This is a genomic window from Paenibacillus sp. TCA20 (assembly GCF_000732325.1).
Classification (GTDB): Bacteria; Bacillota; Bacilli; order Paenibacillales; family Paenibacillaceae; genus Paenibacillus; species Paenibacillus urinalis.
Window position 1 is genome coordinate 58,250 of record NZ_BBIW01000003.1, and the last position, 19,029, is coordinate 77,278.

Here is a 19,029-nt window from a genome sequence, read left to right on the forward strand (position 1 = left end):
TAGATTAAGAAGGAGGAAATTTTCCATGAGTAAAGTTATCGGTATTGACCTTGGTACTACAAACTCTTGCGTTGCCGTAATGGAAGGCGGCGAAGCAGTGGTTATTCCGAATCCGGAAGGTGCGCGTACAACCCCTTCGGTTGTCGGCTTCAAAAAAGACGGTGAGCGTATCGTAGGTGAAACAGCAAAACGCCAAGCGATCACGAACCCTGACCGTACTATTATCTCTATCAAACGTCATATGGGTACAAACCATAAAGAAAACATTGACGGGAAGGATTATTCTGCACAAGAAATTTCAGCAATGATTCTGCAAAAGCTGAAATCCGATGCAGAGGCTTATCTCGGACAAACTGTCACTCAAGCTGTTATTACAGTTCCGGCTTATTTCAATGACAGTCAGCGTCAAGCAACGAAGGATGCGGGTAAAATCGCAGGCCTGGAAGTGCTGCGTATCGTCAACGAGCCGACTGCAGCAGCTCTTGCTTATGGTCTTGAGAAATCCGAAGATCAAACGATCCTCGTATATGACCTTGGCGGCGGTACTTTTGACGTATCCATCCTTGAGCTTGGCGACGGCTTCTTCGAAGTAAAAGCGACAAGCGGAGACAACAGCCTTGGTGGAGACGATTTTGACCAAGTTATTATTGATTACCTTGTAAGTGAGTTCAAGAAAGAGCAAGGTATTGACCTTGGCAAAGACAAAGCCGCAGTTCAACGTCTGAAGGATGCAGCAGAAAAAGCGAAAAAAGAATTGTCCGGCGTACTGACTACGACGATCTCTCTTCCGTTCATTACTGTTGCTGATGGCGTGCCACAGCACTTGGAAGTCAACTTGACTCGTGCTAAATTCGAAGAGATCTCTGCTCAGCTGGTTGAGCGCACACTGGGTCCTACTCGTCAAGCGCTTAGCGATTCTGGTTTGACAGCAAACGATATCGACAAGATTGTACTGGTTGGTGGTTCTACTCGTATTCCTGCCGTTCAGGAAGCGATCAAGAAATTGACTGGCAAAGAACCTCATAAAGGCGTTAACCCCGATGAAGTGGTTGCACTTGGTGCGGCAGTTCAAGCGGGTGTCCTGACGGGTGATGTGAAAGACGTTGTTCTTCTTGACGTAACGCCACTGTCCCTGGGTATTGAAACTGCAGGCGGCGTATTCACGAAGATGATCGATCGCAATACAACGATCCCTACAAGCAAGTCTCAAGTATTCTCTACTTATGCGGATAACCAGCCTAGCGTTGAGATCCACGTACTGCAAGGGGAGCGCGAGATGGCTGCGGGCAACAAAACGCTTGGACGTTTCATGCTTGGTGATATTCCTCCAGCTCCACGCGGCGTACCGCAAATCGAAGTTACATTTGACATCGATGCTAACGGTATCGTTAACGTATCTGCAACGGATAAAGGGACGAACAAATCCCAAAAAATCACGATTACTTCTTCAAGCGGCTTGAGTGAAGAGGAAATCGAGAAAATGATGAAGGATGCAGAGCTGCATGCGGAGGAAGATAAGAAACGCAAAGAGCTCGTTGAAGTGAGAAATGCAGCTGACCAGTTGATCTACACTGTGGATAAGACAGTTAAAGATCTTGGCGACAAGGTCGATGCAGGTGAAGTAGAGAAAGCGAATGCTGCAAAAGAAAAATTGCAAAAAACGCTGGAATCTGACAACGTGGAAGACATCAAGTCTGCTACGGAAGAGCTTACCGAAATCGTTCAACAGCTGTCTGTCAAACTGTATGAGCAGGCTGCACAGGATGCACAGGCGCAAGGCGGAGACGATGCGAACGCAGGTGCGGGTGCAGGCGGACGCGACAATGTCGTAGATGCTGACTACGAAGTGGTTGACGAGGACAAAAAAGATAAATAAGCCTTGAAGTCCTTAATAGGATGACAGGATGTTATAAGCCTTACAAGTGACAAGCATGGGAAGGTCAGAGCCGGAGTTCTTCGCGCTTTGATCCTTCCTTTTGTCACGTATATGCGGTATTGTTATAAAGTTATGGGGGTGGAAGAGTGGCAGATAAGCGCGATTATTATGAGGTGCTTGGTGTTGGCAAAAGTGCCGGCGAAGATGAGATCAAGAAGGCTTACCGAAAGCTTGCGCGGCAATATCATCCGGACGTCAACAAGGAAGCAGATGCGGAAGCCAAGTTCAAAGAGGTTAAAGAGGCATATGACGTTCTGAGTGATGGGCAGAAGCGTGCCCGCTACGATCAATATGGTCATGTGGATCCGAACCAAGGAATGGGCGGCGGCTTTGGCGGTCAGGATTTCGGCGGCTTCGGCGACATTTTCGATATGTTCTTCGGCGGTGGCGGAGGTCGGCGTGATCCCAATGCTCCGCAGCGGGGGAATGACCTTCAATATACGATGACCATTGAATTCAAGGAAGCGGTATTCGGCAAAGAGACGGATATCACCATTCCGCGCACAGAGAGCTGTGATACTTGCCATGGTTCAGGAGCGAAACCAGGAACTCATCCGGAAACCTGTACTGTCTGCCGTGGCAGCGGTCAGGAAGAAGTGGTGCAGAATACCCCGTTTGGCCGTATGGTTAACCGTCGTGCCTGCTCCAACTGCGGTGGTTCAGGCAAGACGATTAAGGATAAGTGCAGAACTTGTCAAGGCAGCGGCAAAGTTCGTAAACAGCGTAAGATCAATGTCCGGATTCCGGCAGGAGTGGATGATGGTGCACAGCTCCGTATGAGCGGTGAAGGCGAAGGCGGACTCCGCGGAGGACCAGCAGGGGACTTGTTCATTGTTATCCGTGTGAAATCGCATGATTTCTTTGACCGGGAAGGCAATGACATTTATTGTGAAGTACCGCTTACTTTTGCACAAGCAGCACTTGGTGATGAGATTGAGATCCCGACGCTTCGCGAGAAAGTGAAGCTTAAAATCCCGGCAGGTACCCAGACAGGAACCTATTTCCGTCTGAAGGGCAAGGGAGTTCCGCATTTGCGAGGCTCTGGTCAGGGAGACCAGCATGTTAAAGTGGTCGTCGTTACACCGACCAAATTAAACGATGAGCAGAAGGATCTGCTTCGGGAATTTGCTGGGCTCGGCGGAGAACAGATGGATGAGCACGAGCAATCATTCTTTGATCGGGTTAAACGTGCTTTTAGAGGTGACTGATATAAGCAAGAAGGATTGTCCATGGTTCATGGGCAGTCCTTTTTTTGCGTTGTCTTCTGTATAGCTCTCATCCATTTGCGGCACTCTATATTATGGCTCGAACATCAGCTTCGAGCTGCGGCGATTTCATATAATGTGAAGTGACTAAAGGCGGTGTTATCTTATGGATAAGAACATTCTTGCATATTTCAATACCCCGGAGCAGGCAGAGCAGGTTGCAGCCAAGCTGAGCAGCTTGAAGCTGGAGAGTATGTCAATCGATCGTTTCAGCCGCTATCCAGGCGAAGGAAGCAATGAGCCCATATTAAACAGTGCAATAGACAGTTTGTCCTCTGCGACACTGCACGGCTCCTTTACAAGTGCATCTTCCGGGATTTTGGCTGCTGCAGACCCATCGGCCAGCGGTATGAGTGATGGAGGTGCAGGTGGTCCGACAGGCAAGGACATTTTGCTCACTGTCGTTGTAGATGAATCCGTGCATCATGAGGCACTGCGAATTATTGAGGAATCCGGTGGTCTAATTTAATTCAGTAATCAAGGAGGAATAAAGAATGTCTTCTAATCGCAGAAAAGATAGAGTGTTAAAAAAATCCGAGAAGATCAGTGAGCTGGCTTCCGCAAAGAATGAGGATGTTGAATTCAGTAGTGCAGAGGCCGATCAAGAGGATATAGAAGCTCTTCGCCGCAGCGAGGCGGCAGATCAGCGGCAGACAAAAAAGCTGGACGATTACAGATATGAGTAATGCATGGAAGCATCGGAGTCTCGGGTAGAGAGCTCTGATGCTTTTTTGTGTGTTTTTGCGCAGAGGAGCACTATATTTTCGTTGGAAAATGGAAATAACTGTGGAGAAATAAGGATGAGTTTACTCTCGTTCTTTGTGCTCGCTATTGTTTGTATAGTACAATAGAGGGTATGAATACAGGGGAGGAAGCAGCAAATTATGATATGGAATGAAATAACAATACATACAACGGAAATAGCGCAGGAGATGATCTCAAACTTCTTGCATGAAGCAGGTGCAGGCGGAGTAGCCATTGAAGAATCAGGCACGCTGGACAAGATCAGAACGACAAAGTATGGGGAATGGTATGAATACCCTCTAAATGATATTCCCAAGGGCGAAGCCATTATCCAGGGGTATTTTGCCGATACGACGGATATGGATGCCGTGATTGCTGAGATTGAGCCGAGAATCAAAGAGCTTGCCGATTATGGAATTGATGCAGGCAAGGCTGAGATTACCGTGAAGCAAGTGGATGAAGAGAGCTGGGCTACAGCGTGGAAGCAGTATTTTAAACCGCTTAGAGTATCTGAGACGCTGACGATCAAACCGTCCTGGGAAGAGTATACGCCCGAAAGCGCTGCGGAGAAATTAATTGAAATTGACCCTGGGATGGCATTTGGTACTGGAACGCATCCTACTACCTCTCTATGCCTTCGTACACTGGAAAAATATGTGCAAGGTGGAGAAGAGATCATTGATGTAGGAACAGGCTCGGGTATTCTGGCCATCGGCGCCATGAAGCTGGGGGCGAAGCACGTGCTTGCACTTGATCTCGATCCTGTGGCGGTGTCTAGCGCGAGAGAGAATAGTGCTCTAAATGGTCTATCTGATCACATTACGGTATACGAGAGTGACCTTCTGTCCATTTTGAACAAGCAGGACGGTTCCCTTGGTGTTACATTACCTGTTCATATCGTTGTCGCGAATATCTTAGCAGAGGTTATCCTTCTCTTCATTAATGATGTTTACGAAGCGCTTCAGCCGGGCGGCCTGTATATTGCTTCAGGCATCTGGAAGAACAAAGAAGAAGCTGTTCTTACCGCACTGCGGGAAGCAGGCTTTGAGATTATTGATATTCAGCGCGACGAAGACTGGCTAGCGATTGTTTCGAGGAAATAAGGGATGAGTATGGATCAGTTTTTCTTTTATCCGCTTGAACAGCTGCCCTTTTTTATTCTGACGATTCTTATTGCGTTTACGGTGCATGAATTTGCTCATGCTTACTTCGCCAATAAATTCGGTGATCCTACAGCGAAAATGCTGGGGAGAATGACCTTGAATCCGGCGGTGCATTTCGATTTCTTCGGCTTGCTGCTGCTTGTAATCGCCGGCTTCGGCTGGGCAAGGCCGATTCCGGTGAACCGGGATAATTTTGACCGAAGACGGATGATGAGTGTGGTCGTCTCTGCGGCAGGGCCTGTGAGCAATTTGCTGCTTGCCGTGATCGGTACTATTATTTATGCGCTCTTGATCCAGTTCGGAGTCATGGATTCCATTGAGAATCAGCGTTTAGTGTTTGCGATCTCGACCTTCTTTTCTATTTTTAACGTAACGAACTTTTTCTTATTCTTCTTCAATCTCGTACCTTTGCCTCCACTCGACGGATATCGAATTGTAGAGGAGCTTGTGCCGACACGTATTCGAATCAAGCTGCAGTCGCTGGAGCAATGGTCGATTCTTATATTTCTCATTATCGTCATTACGCCGCTGAACCGATGGACCATAACGCCTCTATATGAATTGTCGATGAGCTGGTATACAGGTATAGCCCAGATGGTGATGACCTTGTTTGGCGGGTAGTCAGCGACGATAAAAAGTTGTAAGATGTTATGTGGTTATTTTCTAGTTTTTGAGAATGATAGTTGGTTAAGCAGGGGGCCTATCGATCCATGCAGCGTTATTTTATTGAACAGGATCAATTCGACGGACAGACAGCCACCATTCATGGAGATGATGCCCGTCATATTACCAAGGTGATGCGGGGCAAAGCCGGGGACAAGCTCATTGTGAGTGACGGAGTTTCCCGTGAAGCTATGGTCCAGATCACACACATAGAGGCTTCACAGGTGCAGACAGAGGTCGTGGAGTGGCTTCCTATGGACCACGAACCGCGAGTATCGGTCACCATTGCACAAAGCTTGCCGAAGGGCGACAAAATGGAGCTCGTTATTCAAAAATGTACGGAAATCGGTGCAGTCAGTTTTATCCCTTTCTTATCCGAACGGACCATCGTCCAATATGATGCTAAAAAAGAGGGGAAACGCCTGGAGCGTTGGCGCAAAATAGCGAAGGAAGCGGCCGAACAGAGTCACCGCAATCGCATCCCGGCCGTATACGAATCGAGGTCGTGGAAAGAGCTGCTCGCTTCTTTTGACAGCTATGATCTCGTCTGCTATTGCTATGAGAAGGAAGACGGCCTGCAGCTGAGAGATGTAATTAAGCCGTTAGCAGCCGGATTGTCTGCGGATGAGAGTGCCTCTGTACTTGTTGTTGTGGGTCCGGAAGGTGGATTTACGACAGGGGAGGTACAGGCGGCAGAGACCGCAGGAGCGAGATCCGTCGGTCTTGGCAAACGTATTCTTCGTGCCGAAACAGCAGGCATGGTCGCTTTGACTTGTATTTTATATGAAACTGATGAAATGGGAGGAATGTAATTATGCCATCCGTGGCGTTTTACACCTTGGGATGTAAAGTAAACTTCTACGATACTGAAGCCATTTGGCAGCAATTTAAAGAACAAGGATATGAGCAGGTGGACTTTGATTCACAGACGGCTGATGTGTACCTGATCAACACCTGTACCGTTACCAATACGGGAGACAAGAAGAGTCGTCAAATTATACGGCGTGCGGTTCGCAAGAATCCGGATGCGATCGTGGCAGTAACAGGCTGCTATGCACAGACTTCACCGGCAGAGATTATGGACATTCCTGGTGTCGATCTCGTTGTAGGTAATCAGGATCGGGACAAAATCATTCCTTTTGTCAATCAGATCAAAGAAACACGCGAGCCGGTAAATGCAGTACGAAATATTATGAAGAACCGTGTATTTGAAGAGATGGACGTACCCGATTTTGCCGATCGCACGCGTGCTTTTCTTAAAATCCAGGACGGGTGCAACAATTTCTGTACCTTCTGCATCATTCCATGGGCGCGCGGACTGTCTCGCAGCCGGGATTCAAGAAGCATTATTACGCAGGCGCATCAGCTGGTAGAAGCAGGGTACAAGGAGATTGTCCTGACAGGAATTCATACCGGCGGCTACGGTGATGATCTGGATAACTATGATTTGTCGAGTCTTCTGTGGGATCTGGATAAAGTGGATGGGCTGGAGAGAATCCGCATCAGCTCCATCGAAGCCAGCCAAATTGATGAGCGGATGCTGGATGTGTTGAACCGTTCCTCGAAGATGTGCCGTCACTTCCATATCCCGCTTCAAGCGGGAGACGATGCAGTTCTTAAGCGTATGCGCCGCAAGTATACGACTGAGCAGTTCTATAATAAAATGGGGCTGATTCGTCAAGCGATGCCGGATGTGGCCATTACAACCGATGTGATCGTCGGCTTCCCTGGAGAGACTCATGAGATGTATCGTAACGGCTATGACCTTATGAAGGCCATTAATTTCTCGGAAATGCATGTCTTCCCTTACTCCAAGCGGACAGGGACTCCCGCAGCACGCATGGAGGATCAGGTCGATGATCAAGTGAAGAACGAGCGTGTAACAGAGCTCTTGGCGTTGTCAGATCAAATGAAGCTCAGCTATGCTGAGAAATTTGTTGGACAAGTGCTGGAGGTTATACCGGAAGGAAGAGGAGACCTGGCAGAAGGTCATCTTCATGGGTATAGCGATAACTATATCCAGCTTGAATTTGAAGGTGCCGATCATCTCGTTGGTGAGGTGTGCCGTGTGAAGATGACGAAGGCCGGACTTCATTCAAGTGAAGGTCAGCTTGTTCGGGTTATGGAAAATGGGCCACAAAAAGCAGCCCTCTAAGTTAATACGGACAGCATTGGATCACGGAGACGAACAAGGATTTCGTTTTCTTTTGAAGGGGTATTGGATGAGGTTCCCTGAGGAAAGAATTCGGAATCCTTGTTGTTCAAGGAGAGGAGCTAAGTTTCAGATGGCAAGAAAAGAGATTTCCGCCGGCGGCGTCGTATTCCGGCATATGGGTGATGAGCTTCAGATTCAGCTTATTACGGACCGCTATGCTAGAATATCTCTTCCAAAAGGCAAGATGGAGCCGGGTGAAACGGTTGAACAAACGGCGCTTCGTGAAATTGAAGAGGAAACAGGACTTAAGGGAAGAATCGTTGCACCTGTGGACATTATAAAATATACCTATCATCATGCTGTACACGGCAAAGTAGATAAAGAAGTGCATTACTATCTGGTTGAAGCTGTGGGCGGGAAGCACAGAGCACAGATTGAGGAGATCAAAGCAGTTGCATGGTATGCTCCCCTTGAAGCATGGAGCAGACAGCAGCATCAAGGCTACGATAACAATGATCGAATACTGCAGAGAGCTCTGAGGCAGCTCGGTATTCAGGTTTAGCGCTAGGACTTAGGCTCCAGCCGTTTCCAAATCTTAAGGTAGCATAACGGGAGAGCCAGTAAGGAACAGACAATATTAAAAATCGTCTGCGCATGTGCGATTTGTGCGCCTGGTTCAGTCGTGAACAAGGCAGCTGCCTGGTAGAGTAGTGAGATCAGAGGAGCGAACAGCAGAGCTCCTGCAACATTCAGAATAATGTGGGACCATGCTACGAATTGACCTGCCTTGCTGCCTCCTATGGCGGCCATCCAAGCGGTAACACAGGTGCCGACATTGGAGCCGAGTACAATAGCAATTCCGACCTCGGGAGGCAGGGTGCCGGTGGCAGCAAGGCCGATGGCCATGCCGATAACGGCAGCACTGCTGTGCACGAGCGCAGTCAGGCATGCACCAGCAGCCATTCCCCACCATACACTGTGGCTGGCCTGCTGGACAAACCATGGGAATAACCCGCCTTGCTCTAGGGCGGGCCCGATTCGCTGCATCATGACGATACCGAGCATAACCATGGAGAATCCGGCTCCAGCGAGACTGATATATCCAGCTGTATGTACGGCATGGGAATGCCGGCTGTGTACGACCGATTTTAATTCGCCGAGGATGACACAGATGATCCAGCAGCTAATGAAGAAGAGCAGCATGGGTAATGCATACTTGCCAATCTTTAGACTGAGCAGCTCGGTCGTTACCGTAGTCCCGACATTGCTGCCCAGAATGATACCGAGGGTACGAGCATATCCAAGCAAATTTGCATTTACGAGGCCGATGGTCAGTACGGTGACCGCTGTGCTGCTCTGCAGCAGGGCGGTTATTCCTGTGCTGAAGAGCATGCCTTTTAACGGAGTTGCGGTGGCCCGGTCAAGCGAGCTTGATAGTAGCGGGCCGCTGAGCTTATAGAGTGAAGCCTCCATCAGCTTCATGCCTAGAAAGAATATGGTTAATCCATATAATAGAGGAAACACAATAGAATGTAACATGATATTACAAGGGCACCTTCTCTCTAATCATGACTTTGTCTACTGTCCATCTTATGTTTGTAGCAGGACAACCATGACTTTCTTGTGTGAGTGAGGGGTTACTTGATGATAAAAGGAGTTGTAGGCATTTTGGCATCGGTTATTCTTACAAAGAGCCGTAAAAAAAGAGTAGAGCAGGGGCATCCCTGGATCTACAAAAATGAAATTGAGTCGGTAGAGGCAAGTGCGGAGCCAGGACAATTGGTTGAGGTGAAGAATCATCAAGGCCGTTACTTGGCAACAGGGTATTATAATCCGGCATCCCAAATTACTGTACGGGTCGTTTCCTATGAACCGGTCACGACGATGGACAAGGCCTTCTTTGTCCGTAAATTTGATCAAGCGCTGCAGCATCGTGACCGCTTTGTTACCGGGGGTGATGCTTATCGTCTCATCTATGGAGAGGCAGATTATGTTCCCGGGCTTGTGGTGGATCGATTCGGTGACGTGCTTGTCGTTCAGATCCTGACTCTAGGTATGGATCTGTGCCGTGAGGCGATCGTCGAGGCTTTGGTCGAGGTTGTACAGCCGAAGGGCATCTATGAGCGAAGCGATGTCAGTGTAAGAGAGCTGGAGGGGCTTGAACAGGTCAAAGGTCTGCTCTATGGAGAATGCCCAAGACATGTAACCGTTACGGAGAACGGACTTAAGATAAAGGTTGATATCGAGCAGGGACAGAAGACCGGTTATTTCTTCGATCAACGGGAGAACCGCGCAGCCATTGAACCGCTGATGACAGGCTGGGGTGGCAGAAGTGGAATTACAATTCAAGAGGTAGAACAAGATGGGGTGAAGACCCTCGCTCCAATCAACAAGAGCGGTAAAGTCGTAACCTTCCCTTATTGGGACGGTGCAAATGTGCTTGAATGCTTCTCGCATACAGGCAGCTTTACACTGAATGCCTGCAAATTCGGAGCTAAGCGGGTAACCTGTCTTGATATTTCGGAGCATGCGATTGAAAGTGCCAGAGATAACGTGAAGCTGAATGGCTTTGAGGATCGTGTTGAATTTGTAGTTGATGACGCTTTTCAGTATTTAAGAAATCAGGTTAAAGGTTTGGAGGAGCGTGCTGCAAGGGCAAAAGCTGACAAAAAGGTAGATACGTCGCTTGCCATGACGGCAGGAGGTGGACGTACCTTTGATGTAGTCATCCTCGACCCTCCTGCTTTTGCCAAGACAAGAGGGGCAGTCAAAGGCGCGGTTCGGGGCTACAAGGATATCAATCTGCATGGCATGAAGCTCGTTAATGAAGGCGGCTATCTTGTAACAGCAAGCTGCTCCTACCATATGCGTCCCGATTTGTTCCTTGAAACGATTCAGGATGCAGCTGCCGATGCAGGCAAAATATTAAGACTTGTAGATTGGCGTGCTGCGGGTAAAGACCATCCTCAAATTTTGGGCGTAGAAGAGGGGCATTATTTAAAATTTGCTATCTTCGAGGTTCGATCGAAAACGCCATCCGGCATAAATTAATCATAGAAGAAGCATCCTTATTCTCTTTGTAGAAAGAGTGTTCGGATGCTTTTTTTTACTGTACGTATGTTGATGTAACGACGATAAATTGAAAGTTTGTAGGAACTTATGCATGTGCTTCGATTGGAAGAAATTTAGCATGGTTTGACTTACTAGAATTACCAAACGCATGTTCCTGTTGAGTGAGATATGTTATACTTGTGCTTAGACTTTATAAGGTTTTTGGTCTCTTTTAGTTAAATATTTAGGGTGCAAAAAGGCTGATAGCAAATACATACATGTCAGTATGCTGATGATGTAGTTTCAAATATAGCTTCGAATATAGAAAGGGAGGAATTCAATAAATGCCGCTTCATATGATGATTGGACGAGCCGGCAGTGGAAAAAGCACGGCCATTATGAATCAAATTACGGCTCAGCTGCATGAGAACCCTGCAGGAAATCCTATAATCCTTATCGTTCCGGAACAGGCTTCCTTCCAGGCAGAATCCGAAATGATTCGTTCTCAAGGCGTGAACGGCTCCGTCCGAGCCCAAGTGCTTGATTTTCGCAGGCTCAGCTTGAGAGTAATGCAGGAAACGGGAGGCTCGGCTCTTATTCCGATTCGGGCCGAAGGCAAGAAAATGCTGCTCTACAAAATTATGCAAAAGCGCAAGGATGAGCTTAAAATATTCTCTGCATCGGGTACACAAATGGGATTTGCCCATCAACTAAGTTCCCTGTATGCGGAAATGAAGCGATACGGAACTCAGGAACAATCTTTGAAGGAAGAGCTTGAGCGAGTAATGGAGGTGCCTTTCGCAGGTGCGATTCTGCATCACAAGATTCATGATATTTTAACCGTATACCGGGACTTCGAGGAAGAAGTATCCCGATTATACATGGATGAAGAAGATACACTGGACAAATTGGCAGAGCGAATCCCGTCCTCGGATTATGTGAAGCAGGCTGATGTTTGGATTGACGGCTTCCGCAGCTTTACTCCGCAGGAGCTCTCCGTTATCAGACAATTACTGCTGAATGCGAACTCCGTAACCATATCGCTGACTCTGGACAAGCCTTATGATGCGATGAATATGCCGAATGAAATGAACTTGTTCTACTCTGCAGGCATGTCTTACGTCAAACTGAAAGGAATCGCTGAAGATACAGCAATAGAATGTACTACAGATCACTTACCGACCGATCCCTCTCCCTCGCCTCGTTATGCAGCTTCGGCGCTTGCGCATCTGGAAGCAGGCTTCGAGGGCCGCCGCGTCCGTATGAAGGATGCAGGTCATGAAGGAATTCATGTTTTTGCGGCCGAGAACAGAAGAGCTGAGGTCGAAGGCGTCCTGCGAGAAATCAGACGATTGGCAAGAGAAGAAGGAGTTCGTTACCGGGATATGGCAGTCCTTGTCCGCAATCTCGGTGATTATGGGCATATCGTCGCACCCTTGTTCAAGGATTACGATGTTCCCTATTTCCTGGACGAGCGCAGAGATGAGCTGCATCATCCGCTTGCCGAGTTGATCAGGTCCGCTCTGGATGTCATCAATAGACGATGGAAGTATGAGGACGTATTCCGGGCGGTGAAGACGGATCTGCTGCTGCCTCTCGATGGGTCCGTTAGTCGATACGATATGGATATGCTGGAGAACTACGTGCTGGCATCCGGAATTTCCGGCTATAGATGGACAGACGGCAAGCCGTGGAAGGGAGTGCCGAGTTTGTCCCTCGAAGAAGATGGGCCAGCTGGTTCTGAGCTTAATCGCAGCCGGTTCCTGTACTTAATGGAGAAATGTCGTGAGACGATTGTATCCCCATTGTTTACCTTTGAGAAGAGGTTCAAAAAAGCGAAGACGGCCAAGGAGCAATGTATCGCTCTATTCAAGCTGCTAGAGGATGCAGACATCGCTCGTAAACTGGATGCACTGAGCAGCAAGGCGCTGGAGGAAGGAAGTCCTGAGCAGGCTCGGGAGCATCGGGGGATCTGGACCGCGGTTCTGGATTTGCTGGATCAAGTCGTGGAAATGATGGGCACCGAGCATTTGGATGCCGAGCTGTTTGCAGGAGTCATAGAGACAGGACTGGCTGAGCTGAAGCTGGGACTGATTCCTCCTGCACTGGATCAAGTGCTTGTCGGAAGTCTGGATCGATCTCGGACAGGTAAGGTCAGTCATGTATTTATTCTTGGTGCAACAGACGGTGTCATGCCGCAAATCCAGCAGGAGGAAGGAGTTCTAACGGCTTCGGAAAGATCCGTGCTTACGGAGTATGGCATGCAGCTAGGTCCTGACGTGACACGCAAAATGCTGGATGAACGCTTCTTAATCTATGCTGCGTTTACCCAAGCGAGCCACAGTCTATGGATCAGCTATCCTCTTGCAGATGAAGACGGCAAGTCCCTCCACCCTTCAGAAATGATTCGTCATTTGAAGCGGATGTTTCCTGGGCTGGAGGAGCGTCCGCTGCTCTCCCGGCCGGGACAAGCACCCGAATGGAAGGAGCAAGCAGGCTTCCTGCTTCGTCCCGACCTAACAATGTCCTATCTGATGGGTGAGCTTCGGGAATGGCGAAGAGGAAAGAACATCGAGGAGTCCTGGTGGGAGGTATATAACTGGTACCTCGCACATCCGGAAATGCAGGTTCGACTTGAACGAATGCTCGAATCTGTATTTTATAAGAACCGTACTCGCACGCTCACGAAGGAGACGAGCTTCAAGCTGTACGGAACACAGCTCAAGACCAGTGTATCTCGTATGGAACGGTTTGCCTTATGCCCTTTCTCTCATTTTGTCTCGTTCGGTCTGAAGCTGAAGGAGAGACAAGTGTATCGTCTTAAGGCCCCTGATATCGGACAGCTGTTTCATGCGGCACTCAGCAAAATGGCGATGAAGCTGAAGGAGCAGAACTTAAGCTGGGCGAACCTCAGCCGTGAGGAGTGCGTTTCCTATGCAGAGGAGACCGTGGATGTACTAGCACCTCAGCTGCAAGGTGAAATTTTGCTGAGTACACAGCGTTATGGATATATTTTTCGCAAGCTCAAAAATATCGTAAGCCGAGCTTCCATTATACTGGGTGAGCAGTCTAGAAGGGGCAGCTTTGAACCCTTGGCACTGGAGCTTGATTTTGGTCCGGACAAGCCGCTGCCCCCGCTGACATTTACATTAGATAATGGCGTTGTCATGCAAATTGTAGGCCGAATTGACCGGGTAGATGTAGCCGAAGGAGAAGATGGCGAAATTTTACTTCGGGTTATTGATTATAAATCCAGCCAGACCGATCTGAAGCTGCATGAGGTGTTTTACGGTCTGTCGCTGCAGATGCTCACATATCTGGATGTATTGCTGACTTACGCGGAGGAGTGGATCGGAACAGAGGCTCATCCTGCGGGCGTGCTCTATTTCCATGTGCATAATCCTCTCCTTCAATCTGCCAATGGCATGGGCTCCGAGCAAGCTGAACAGGAGCTGCTCAAGCGATTTAAGATGAAGGGATTATTGCTCGCGGATCGGGAAGTGATCGGGAAGATGGATACCTCTCTGGAGAAAGGATACTCTTCAATCCTTCCGGTCGCCGTAAAAACGGATGGTGGATTCTACAGCAGCTCGTCAGTTGCGACAGAGGAGCAGTGGGATATGCTGCTGAGCTCGGTACGCGGGACGATTCAAGATATCGGAACACGAATAACGAATGGAGATGTGTCGATATCTCCTTATCGCATGCAGCAGCAAAGTGCCTGTACGTTCTGTCCGTTGAAATCGGTATGCCAGTTTGATGAGAGCATGCCAGGCAGTGAGTACAATTTACTCAAGAGACCGGACAAGAAGCAGGCTTGGGATTTATTTAACAGGGAAGGAGGAGAACAAGCATATGAACATGATTCCTAAGCCGGAAGGAAGCTTCTGGAGCGACGACCAATGGAAGGCGATTGCTTCTTCTGGAGAAGACATGCTCGTGGCTGCGGCTGCGGGCTCAGGGAAGACCGCTGTACTGGTCGAGCGGATCATTCGTAAAATATCAGATCCTGAAGCAGGGTACAGCGTGGACAGGCTGCTCATTGCGACTTTTACCAAGGCAGCAGCTTCGGAGATGCGGGAGAGGATTCGTGAAGCACTGGAAGCATTGCAGGAGCAGAGCCCAGGAAGCGAGCATCTAGCCAGACAGCTGACGCTGCTTGGCAGAGCTCCAATTACTACGCTTCATTCCTTCTGTATGGAGATCATTCGGCGATATTATCAGCTGATTCCTCTGGATCCCTCATTCCGAATTCTGAACGAATACGAAGCAGAGCTTATGCGTCAGGAGCTGCTGATGGAGCTGTTTGAAGAAAAGTACGGAGAGGAAAGCGAAGGAAGCGATTTTCGCAGGCTTGTGGATTGGTTCAGTGGAGAGCGCAGCGATGACGCCATGTATGGACTTGTCCAGAGGCTGTATGATTTTGCCCGCAGTCATTCATGGCCCGAACACTGGCTCTCCGAGATGGCAGCCGCATTTGAGGTGCAATCATTGGATGAGCTGAGCAATACGGAGTGGGTAGCAAGCATTATGAGAGATGCAGAGCTGGCTCTGGGCGGAGCATCAGATCAGCTCAAGCAGGCACTTGCTATTGCACAGGAGCCGGAGGGTCCGGCAGCTTATGCGGAGACCTTTACCGAGGATCTGGAGATGGTGGAGCGGCTGCTGAATCAGGTTCGGAGCGGATCATGGTCCGAACTGTATGATGTGTTCAACAGCGCAGCCTTTGGCAAGCTCAAATCGGTACGTAAAGGTCAGGCTGATCCGGGTCTTCAGGAGAGAGCGAAGGATCTGAGAGAATCGGTGAAGAAGACCGTGACGGAGCTGAAATCGGTCATGTTCGGCAGAACACCGGAGCAGTTTCTGATCGAGCTGTCGAAGATTGCACCACTGATGAAAAAGCTTGCCGAGATCGTCATCCTATTCGGAGAACGATTTACTCGAGAGAAGCAATCCAAAGGGGTCGTTGATTTCAGCGATTTGGAGCATTATGCGCTCCAGATCCTGCGTCATACCGATTCCACTCCTGAACAGTCGTATCCTTCGGATGCAGCAATAGAATACAGGCAGCAGTTTGACGAAGTACTCCTGGATGAATATCAGGATACCAATACGGTTCAGGAGGATATTGTGAGCCTCATCTCCCGTGAGCATCCCGGGAACAGGTTCATGGTTGGTGATGTCAAGCAGAGCATATACCGCTTCCGTCTAGCTGAGCCCGGCTTATTCCTGGACAAATACAGAAGGTATGACCATGACGGAGGCGGAGAAGGTCTGCGTATTGATCTGGCACGCAATTTTAGAAGCCGCAAGGAAGTCGTCGATGCGGTCAACATGCTGTTTAGACAGATTATGAATGCCGGTGTGGCAGAGATTGAATACGATGACGCTGCCGCACTGACCTTTGGTGCCTCATTCCCAGAGACATCCGAATCGTTAGAAGAAGAGTATACACCGGAGCTTGTACTCATTGATCGTGCCGGAACAGGCTCTCTGGAAGAGGCCGAGACGATAGAAAGCGATACAGCAGATGCCTCGTCTGAGCAAGTTGAACAGCTGGAGATGGAAACGGCGGAGCTGGAGGCGTCCTATATAGCGGCCCGCATTCACCAGATGGTCGGCAATACGGGAGAAGCAGCGCAAATCTATGACAAGCATACCAAACTCATGAGACCGGCGAAGTATGGAGATATCGTTATTTTGCTTCGATCAGCCAGAATATGGACGCCTCTGATGATGGAGGTGCTGAAACGGGAAGGAATACCGGTTACCGGTGATCAGAGCAAGGGATTTTTTGAAGCTACGGAAGTAGAAATTATGCTGTCTCTTCTGCAAATTGTGGATAATCCCCAGCAGGATATTCCGCTGGCTTCGGTGCTTCGGTCTCCAATTGTAGGGCTGGATGAAGAGGAGCTTGCTCTGGTTCGTCTGTCTGGCAAAAATATATCGTTCTATGATGCGATGATGAAGACCATTGCAGACGCAGGAAATTCAGGTGTAGCTCAGGCGAACGATAATACGATAACCGAGATTCGCGAGAACAGTGAACGACAGACAGCACAGCTGGAAATGGAATTCGCTCTCAGAGAGGCTGGTGCAGCGACAGAGGCGATAGATATTTCAGTAGATCGTAAGGAAGATCGTGCAGATGGATTTATTGAAGAACCGTCAACAGAACGATTCGTAAATGAACAGGCAGCTGCGCTGCTGGATACAACGAAAGCTGGGGAAGAGGCTGAAGATAGTCCTCCTCTGCATGAACGTACGCCTGCAGCTGGTGTCGCGCTAGTAGACAAGCTTCGGGAATTTAGCGAATCGCTTGAGCAATGGAGGAATGATGCACGTAATGGGAGCTTGAGTGAGCTGATCTGGCGGATTTATCAGGACACGGGTTATCTGGACTGGGTCGTGGGTCTGCCTGGCGGGATGCAGCGCAGCCGCAATCTGCAGGCACTGTATGACCGGGCCAAGCAGTACGAGAGCTCGACTTCCAATCGGGGCCTATTTCGGTTTCTCACGTTCGTTGCCAGACTGAAGGACCACGGCGGTGATCTCGGTACAGTCAGTGGATCAGGGGATACAGAGCAAGCAGTTCGCATTATGACGATCCATCGAAGCAAAGGCCTCGAGTTTCCGATCGTTTTTGTAGCAGGAATGTCCAAAATGTTCAATCAGCAAGATCTGAACTCTCCATTCATGATGCATAAGGAACTGGGCTTTGGTCCGAGATTCATTGATGAGGATAATCGGGTCGGCTATCCAACGCTCGCTAATCTGGCGATCCGGAGGCGTGCACATGCTGAGCTGCTGGCCGAGGAGATGCGGGTGCTGTACGTGGCGCTCACTCGTCCTAAGGAAAAGATGATTCTGATCGGAACAGTCAAGGATGCAGCTGCCCGGGCACTTGCCTGGTCGCAGATCAAGGATCTGCCAACGATGCTCCTGCCGGAAACTCTTCTTGCTTCGGGAAGAAGCTATATGGACTGGGTAGGTCCGGCATTGTTCCGTCATCCGGACGGGAAGCCGCTTCGGGACATGGCTGGGATGGAGAATATGGAGAATATGCCACATCGGATCTTCGGCGAGGATGCAGCGCATTGGATCGTTTCCATTGTGCCCAGCCAATCGGTTCAAGGCTTAGCCAGTGGAGTGCTGCCTGATGAAGAAGGAATCGATGAGGAGCGGATGCTTCGCACAGCCGCACTTTTGGAGCGCAGACCTGTGTTGACTAAGCTGGAGGAGAAGGAAGACACAGCTCAGATGATCGATCATGCTCTCTCCTGGACGTATCCATACATGGCAGCAGCGAGGACTCCGGCCAGTACTTCTGTTACCGAGATGAAGGCACTTCTGGCATCACAGGACCGCCCTTCATTGGAGTGGATGGACGAGCTGGAGCTCCATGGTGCTCGCGCGGAGTCCAGAGAGACACTCCATCTGCGGCGGCCGAAATTTATGAGCGAGGCTTTGCTCACACCAACCGAAAGAGGTACGGTCTATCACACGATTATGCAACACATGCCGATGATCTCAGAAATGAATCTTGATCTGATTAAGGAGACCATCGGAAGGTTGATAGAGATCAATATTTTGCTGCCCCATCAAGCAGAAGCCGTTGAGCCGGAACAAATATTCAGGTTCTACGAGAGTGAGCCTGGACAACAGCTGACAAGAGCGGCATGGATTAGAAGAGAGATGCCGTTCAGCTACGGGCTTCCGGCAGATGAGACAGATGAAGGTCTATTCATGCCTTCCTCTCATGAGGAGGCTTCAAGGCTGCAGAGTGAGCTAGGTCAAGAGACGGTTCTGATCCGCGGTATTGTGGATTGCTTGTATGAGGTGGATGGCAAACGTGTGCTGCTGGATTATAAGACAGACAAGGTGCTCGAGCATAAGGGCGGTGTTGCCCAGCTGGCGCATGGCTACCGATTCCAGCTTGATCTCTATGCACGAGCGTTAAAGGATATTTTAGATTATGAAATTGATGAAAAATGGCTTTATTTCTTTGATGCGGATACGGCAGTGAAGCTCTAGAAATGCGGCGTAAAGGAG

13 protein-coding genes are annotated in these 19,029 nt (G+C 49.2%); 12 read left to right on the top strand and 1 reads right to left on the bottom strand.

Annotated elements, in window-relative coordinates; genetic code table 11:
* The first annotated feature begins 25 nt into the window (after window positions 1–25).
* The 9 genes from dnaK (at window position 26) to TCA2_RS06615 (ending at window position 8,488) form a co-directional block, all read left to right on the top strand.
* Window positions 26–1,876: a molecular chaperone DnaK gene (gene dnaK, locus TCA2_RS06575; protein ID WP_047910802.1), complete on the top strand. Its 1,851-nt coding sequence runs from the start codon at window positions 26–28 to the stop codon at window positions 1,874–1,876.
* A gap of 146 nt (window positions 1,877–2,022) precedes the next feature.
* The gene (gene dnaJ / locus TCA2_RS06580) at window positions 2,023–3,144 is read left to right on the top strand and encodes a molecular chaperone DnaJ (protein WP_047910803.1); all 1,122 of its coding nucleotides are present in this window, start codon (window positions 2,023–2,025) and stop codon (window positions 3,142–3,144) included.
* 163 nt (window positions 3,145–3,307) lie between these two features.
* Window positions 3,308–3,670, top strand: coding sequence for a hypothetical protein (locus tag TCA2_RS06585; protein ID WP_047910804.1), 363 nt, complete (start codon window positions 3,308–3,310; stop codon window positions 3,668–3,670).
* Window positions 3,671–3,695: 25 nt separating this feature from the next.
* On the top strand, window positions 3,696–3,887 hold the full coding sequence (locus TCA2_RS06590; RefSeq protein WP_047910805.1) for a YfhD family protein: 192 nt from the start codon (window positions 3,696–3,698) through the stop codon (window positions 3,885–3,887).
* A gap of 198 nt (window positions 3,888–4,085) precedes the next feature.
* Window positions 4,086–5,048 (top strand): 50S ribosomal protein L11 methyltransferase, encoded by a 963-nt coding sequence (prmA, locus tag TCA2_RS06595; protein WP_047910806.1) that lies wholly within the window; start codon window positions 4,086–4,088, stop codon window positions 5,046–5,048.
* Window positions 5,049–5,051: 3 nt separating this feature from the next.
* Window positions 5,052–5,729 (top strand): site-2 protease family protein, encoded by a 678-nt coding sequence (locus TCA2_RS06600; RefSeq protein WP_052511804.1) that lies wholly within the window; start codon window positions 5,052–5,054, stop codon window positions 5,727–5,729.
* An 89-nt stretch (window positions 5,730–5,818) separates the two neighbouring features.
* Window positions 5,819–6,583 carry a 16S rRNA (uracil(1498)-N(3))-methyltransferase gene (locus tag TCA2_RS06605; protein ID WP_047910807.1) on the top strand — a complete coding sequence of 255 codons (765 nt, stop codon included), beginning with the start codon at window positions 5,819–5,821 and terminating at the stop codon, window positions 6,581–6,583.
* Between the two features lie 2 nt (window positions 6,584–6,585).
* Window positions 6,586–7,926, top strand: coding sequence for a tRNA (N(6)-L-threonylcarbamoyladenosine(37)-C(2))-methylthiotransferase MtaB (gene mtaB, locus TCA2_RS06610; RefSeq protein WP_047910808.1), 1,341 nt, complete (start codon window positions 6,586–6,588; stop codon window positions 7,924–7,926).
* Between the two features lie 130 nt (window positions 7,927–8,056).
* Entirely contained in the window at window positions 8,057–8,488 is a 432-nt protein-coding gene (locus TCA2_RS06615) for an NUDIX hydrolase (RefSeq protein ID WP_047910809.1), read from the top strand.
* Between the two features lie 2 nt (window positions 8,489–8,490).
* Here TCA2_RS06615 and TCA2_RS06620 read toward each other — a convergent pair whose 3' ends face one another.
* On the bottom strand, window positions 8,491–9,465 hold the full coding sequence (locus TCA2_RS06620) for a Na/Pi cotransporter family protein (protein ID WP_047910810.1): 975 nt from the start codon (window positions 9,463–9,465) through the stop codon (window positions 8,491–8,493).
* Window positions 9,466–9,594: 129 nt separating this feature from the next.
* On the opposite strand from TCA2_RS06620, the gene TCA2_RS06625 reads away from it, so the two are divergent.
* The 3 genes from TCA2_RS06625 to addA all read left to right on the top strand — a co-directional run bounded on the left by TCA2_RS06625 (window position 9,595) and on the right by addA (window position 19,011).
* Complete coding sequence (locus tag TCA2_RS06625) at window positions 9,595–10,977, top strand: class I SAM-dependent rRNA methyltransferase (protein WP_047911212.1); 1,383 nt, start codon at window positions 9,595–9,597, stop codon at window positions 10,975–10,977.
* A gap of 344 nt (window positions 10,978–11,321) precedes the next feature.
* Window positions 11,322–14,849 (top strand): helicase-exonuclease AddAB subunit AddB, encoded by a 3,528-nt coding sequence (gene addB, locus TCA2_RS06630; RefSeq protein WP_047910811.1) that lies wholly within the window; start codon window positions 11,322–11,324, stop codon window positions 14,847–14,849.
* Window positions 14,833–19,011: a helicase-exonuclease AddAB subunit AddA gene (addA, locus tag TCA2_RS06635; RefSeq protein ID WP_047910812.1), complete on the top strand. Its 4,179-nt coding sequence runs from the start codon at window positions 14,833–14,835 to the stop codon at window positions 19,009–19,011. The genes addB and addA overlap by 17 nt, the downstream gene beginning before the upstream one ends.
* Window positions 19,012–19,029 lie beyond the last annotated feature (18 nt).

What these genes read in the sequence shown, in the direction of transcription:
- addA (WP_047910812.1), top strand. Translation starts at nt 14,833, where the DNA reads ATGAACATGATTCCTAAGCCGGAAGGAAGCTTCTGGAGCGACGACCAA.
- mtaB (WP_047910808.1), top strand. Translation starts at nt 6,586, where the DNA reads ATGCCATCCGTGGCGTTTTACACCTTGGGATGTAAAGTAAACTTCTAC.
- TCA2_RS06590 (WP_047910805.1), top strand. Translation starts at nt 3,696, where the DNA reads ATGTCTTCTAATCGCAGAAAAGATAGAGTGTTAAAAAAATCCGAGAAG.
- TCA2_RS06615 (WP_047910809.1), top strand. Translation starts at nt 8,057, where the DNA reads ATGGCAAGAAAAGAGATTTCCGCCGGCGGCGTCGTATTCCGGCATATG.
- TCA2_RS06620 (WP_047910810.1), bottom strand. Translation starts at nt 9,465, where the DNA reads ATGTTACATTCTATTGTGTTTCCTCTATTATATGGATTAACCATATTC.
- TCA2_RS06605 (WP_047910807.1), top strand. Translation starts at nt 5,819, where the DNA reads ATGCAGCGTTATTTTATTGAACAGGATCAATTCGACGGACAGACAGCC.
- TCA2_RS06585 (WP_047910804.1), top strand. Translation starts at nt 3,308, where the DNA reads ATGGATAAGAACATTCTTGCATATTTCAATACCCCGGAGCAGGCAGAG.
- TCA2_RS06600 (WP_052511804.1), top strand. Translation starts at nt 5,052, where the DNA reads ATGAGTATGGATCAGTTTTTCTTTTATCCGCTTGAACAGCTGCCCTTT.
- prmA (WP_047910806.1), top strand. Translation starts at nt 4,086, where the DNA reads ATGATATGGAATGAAATAACAATACATACAACGGAAATAGCGCAGGAG.
- dnaK (WP_047910802.1), top strand. Translation starts at nt 26, where the DNA reads ATGAGTAAAGTTATCGGTATTGACCTTGGTACTACAAACTCTTGCGTT.
- addB (WP_047910811.1), top strand. Translation starts at nt 11,322, where the DNA reads ATGCCGCTTCATATGATGATTGGACGAGCCGGCAGTGGAAAAAGCACG.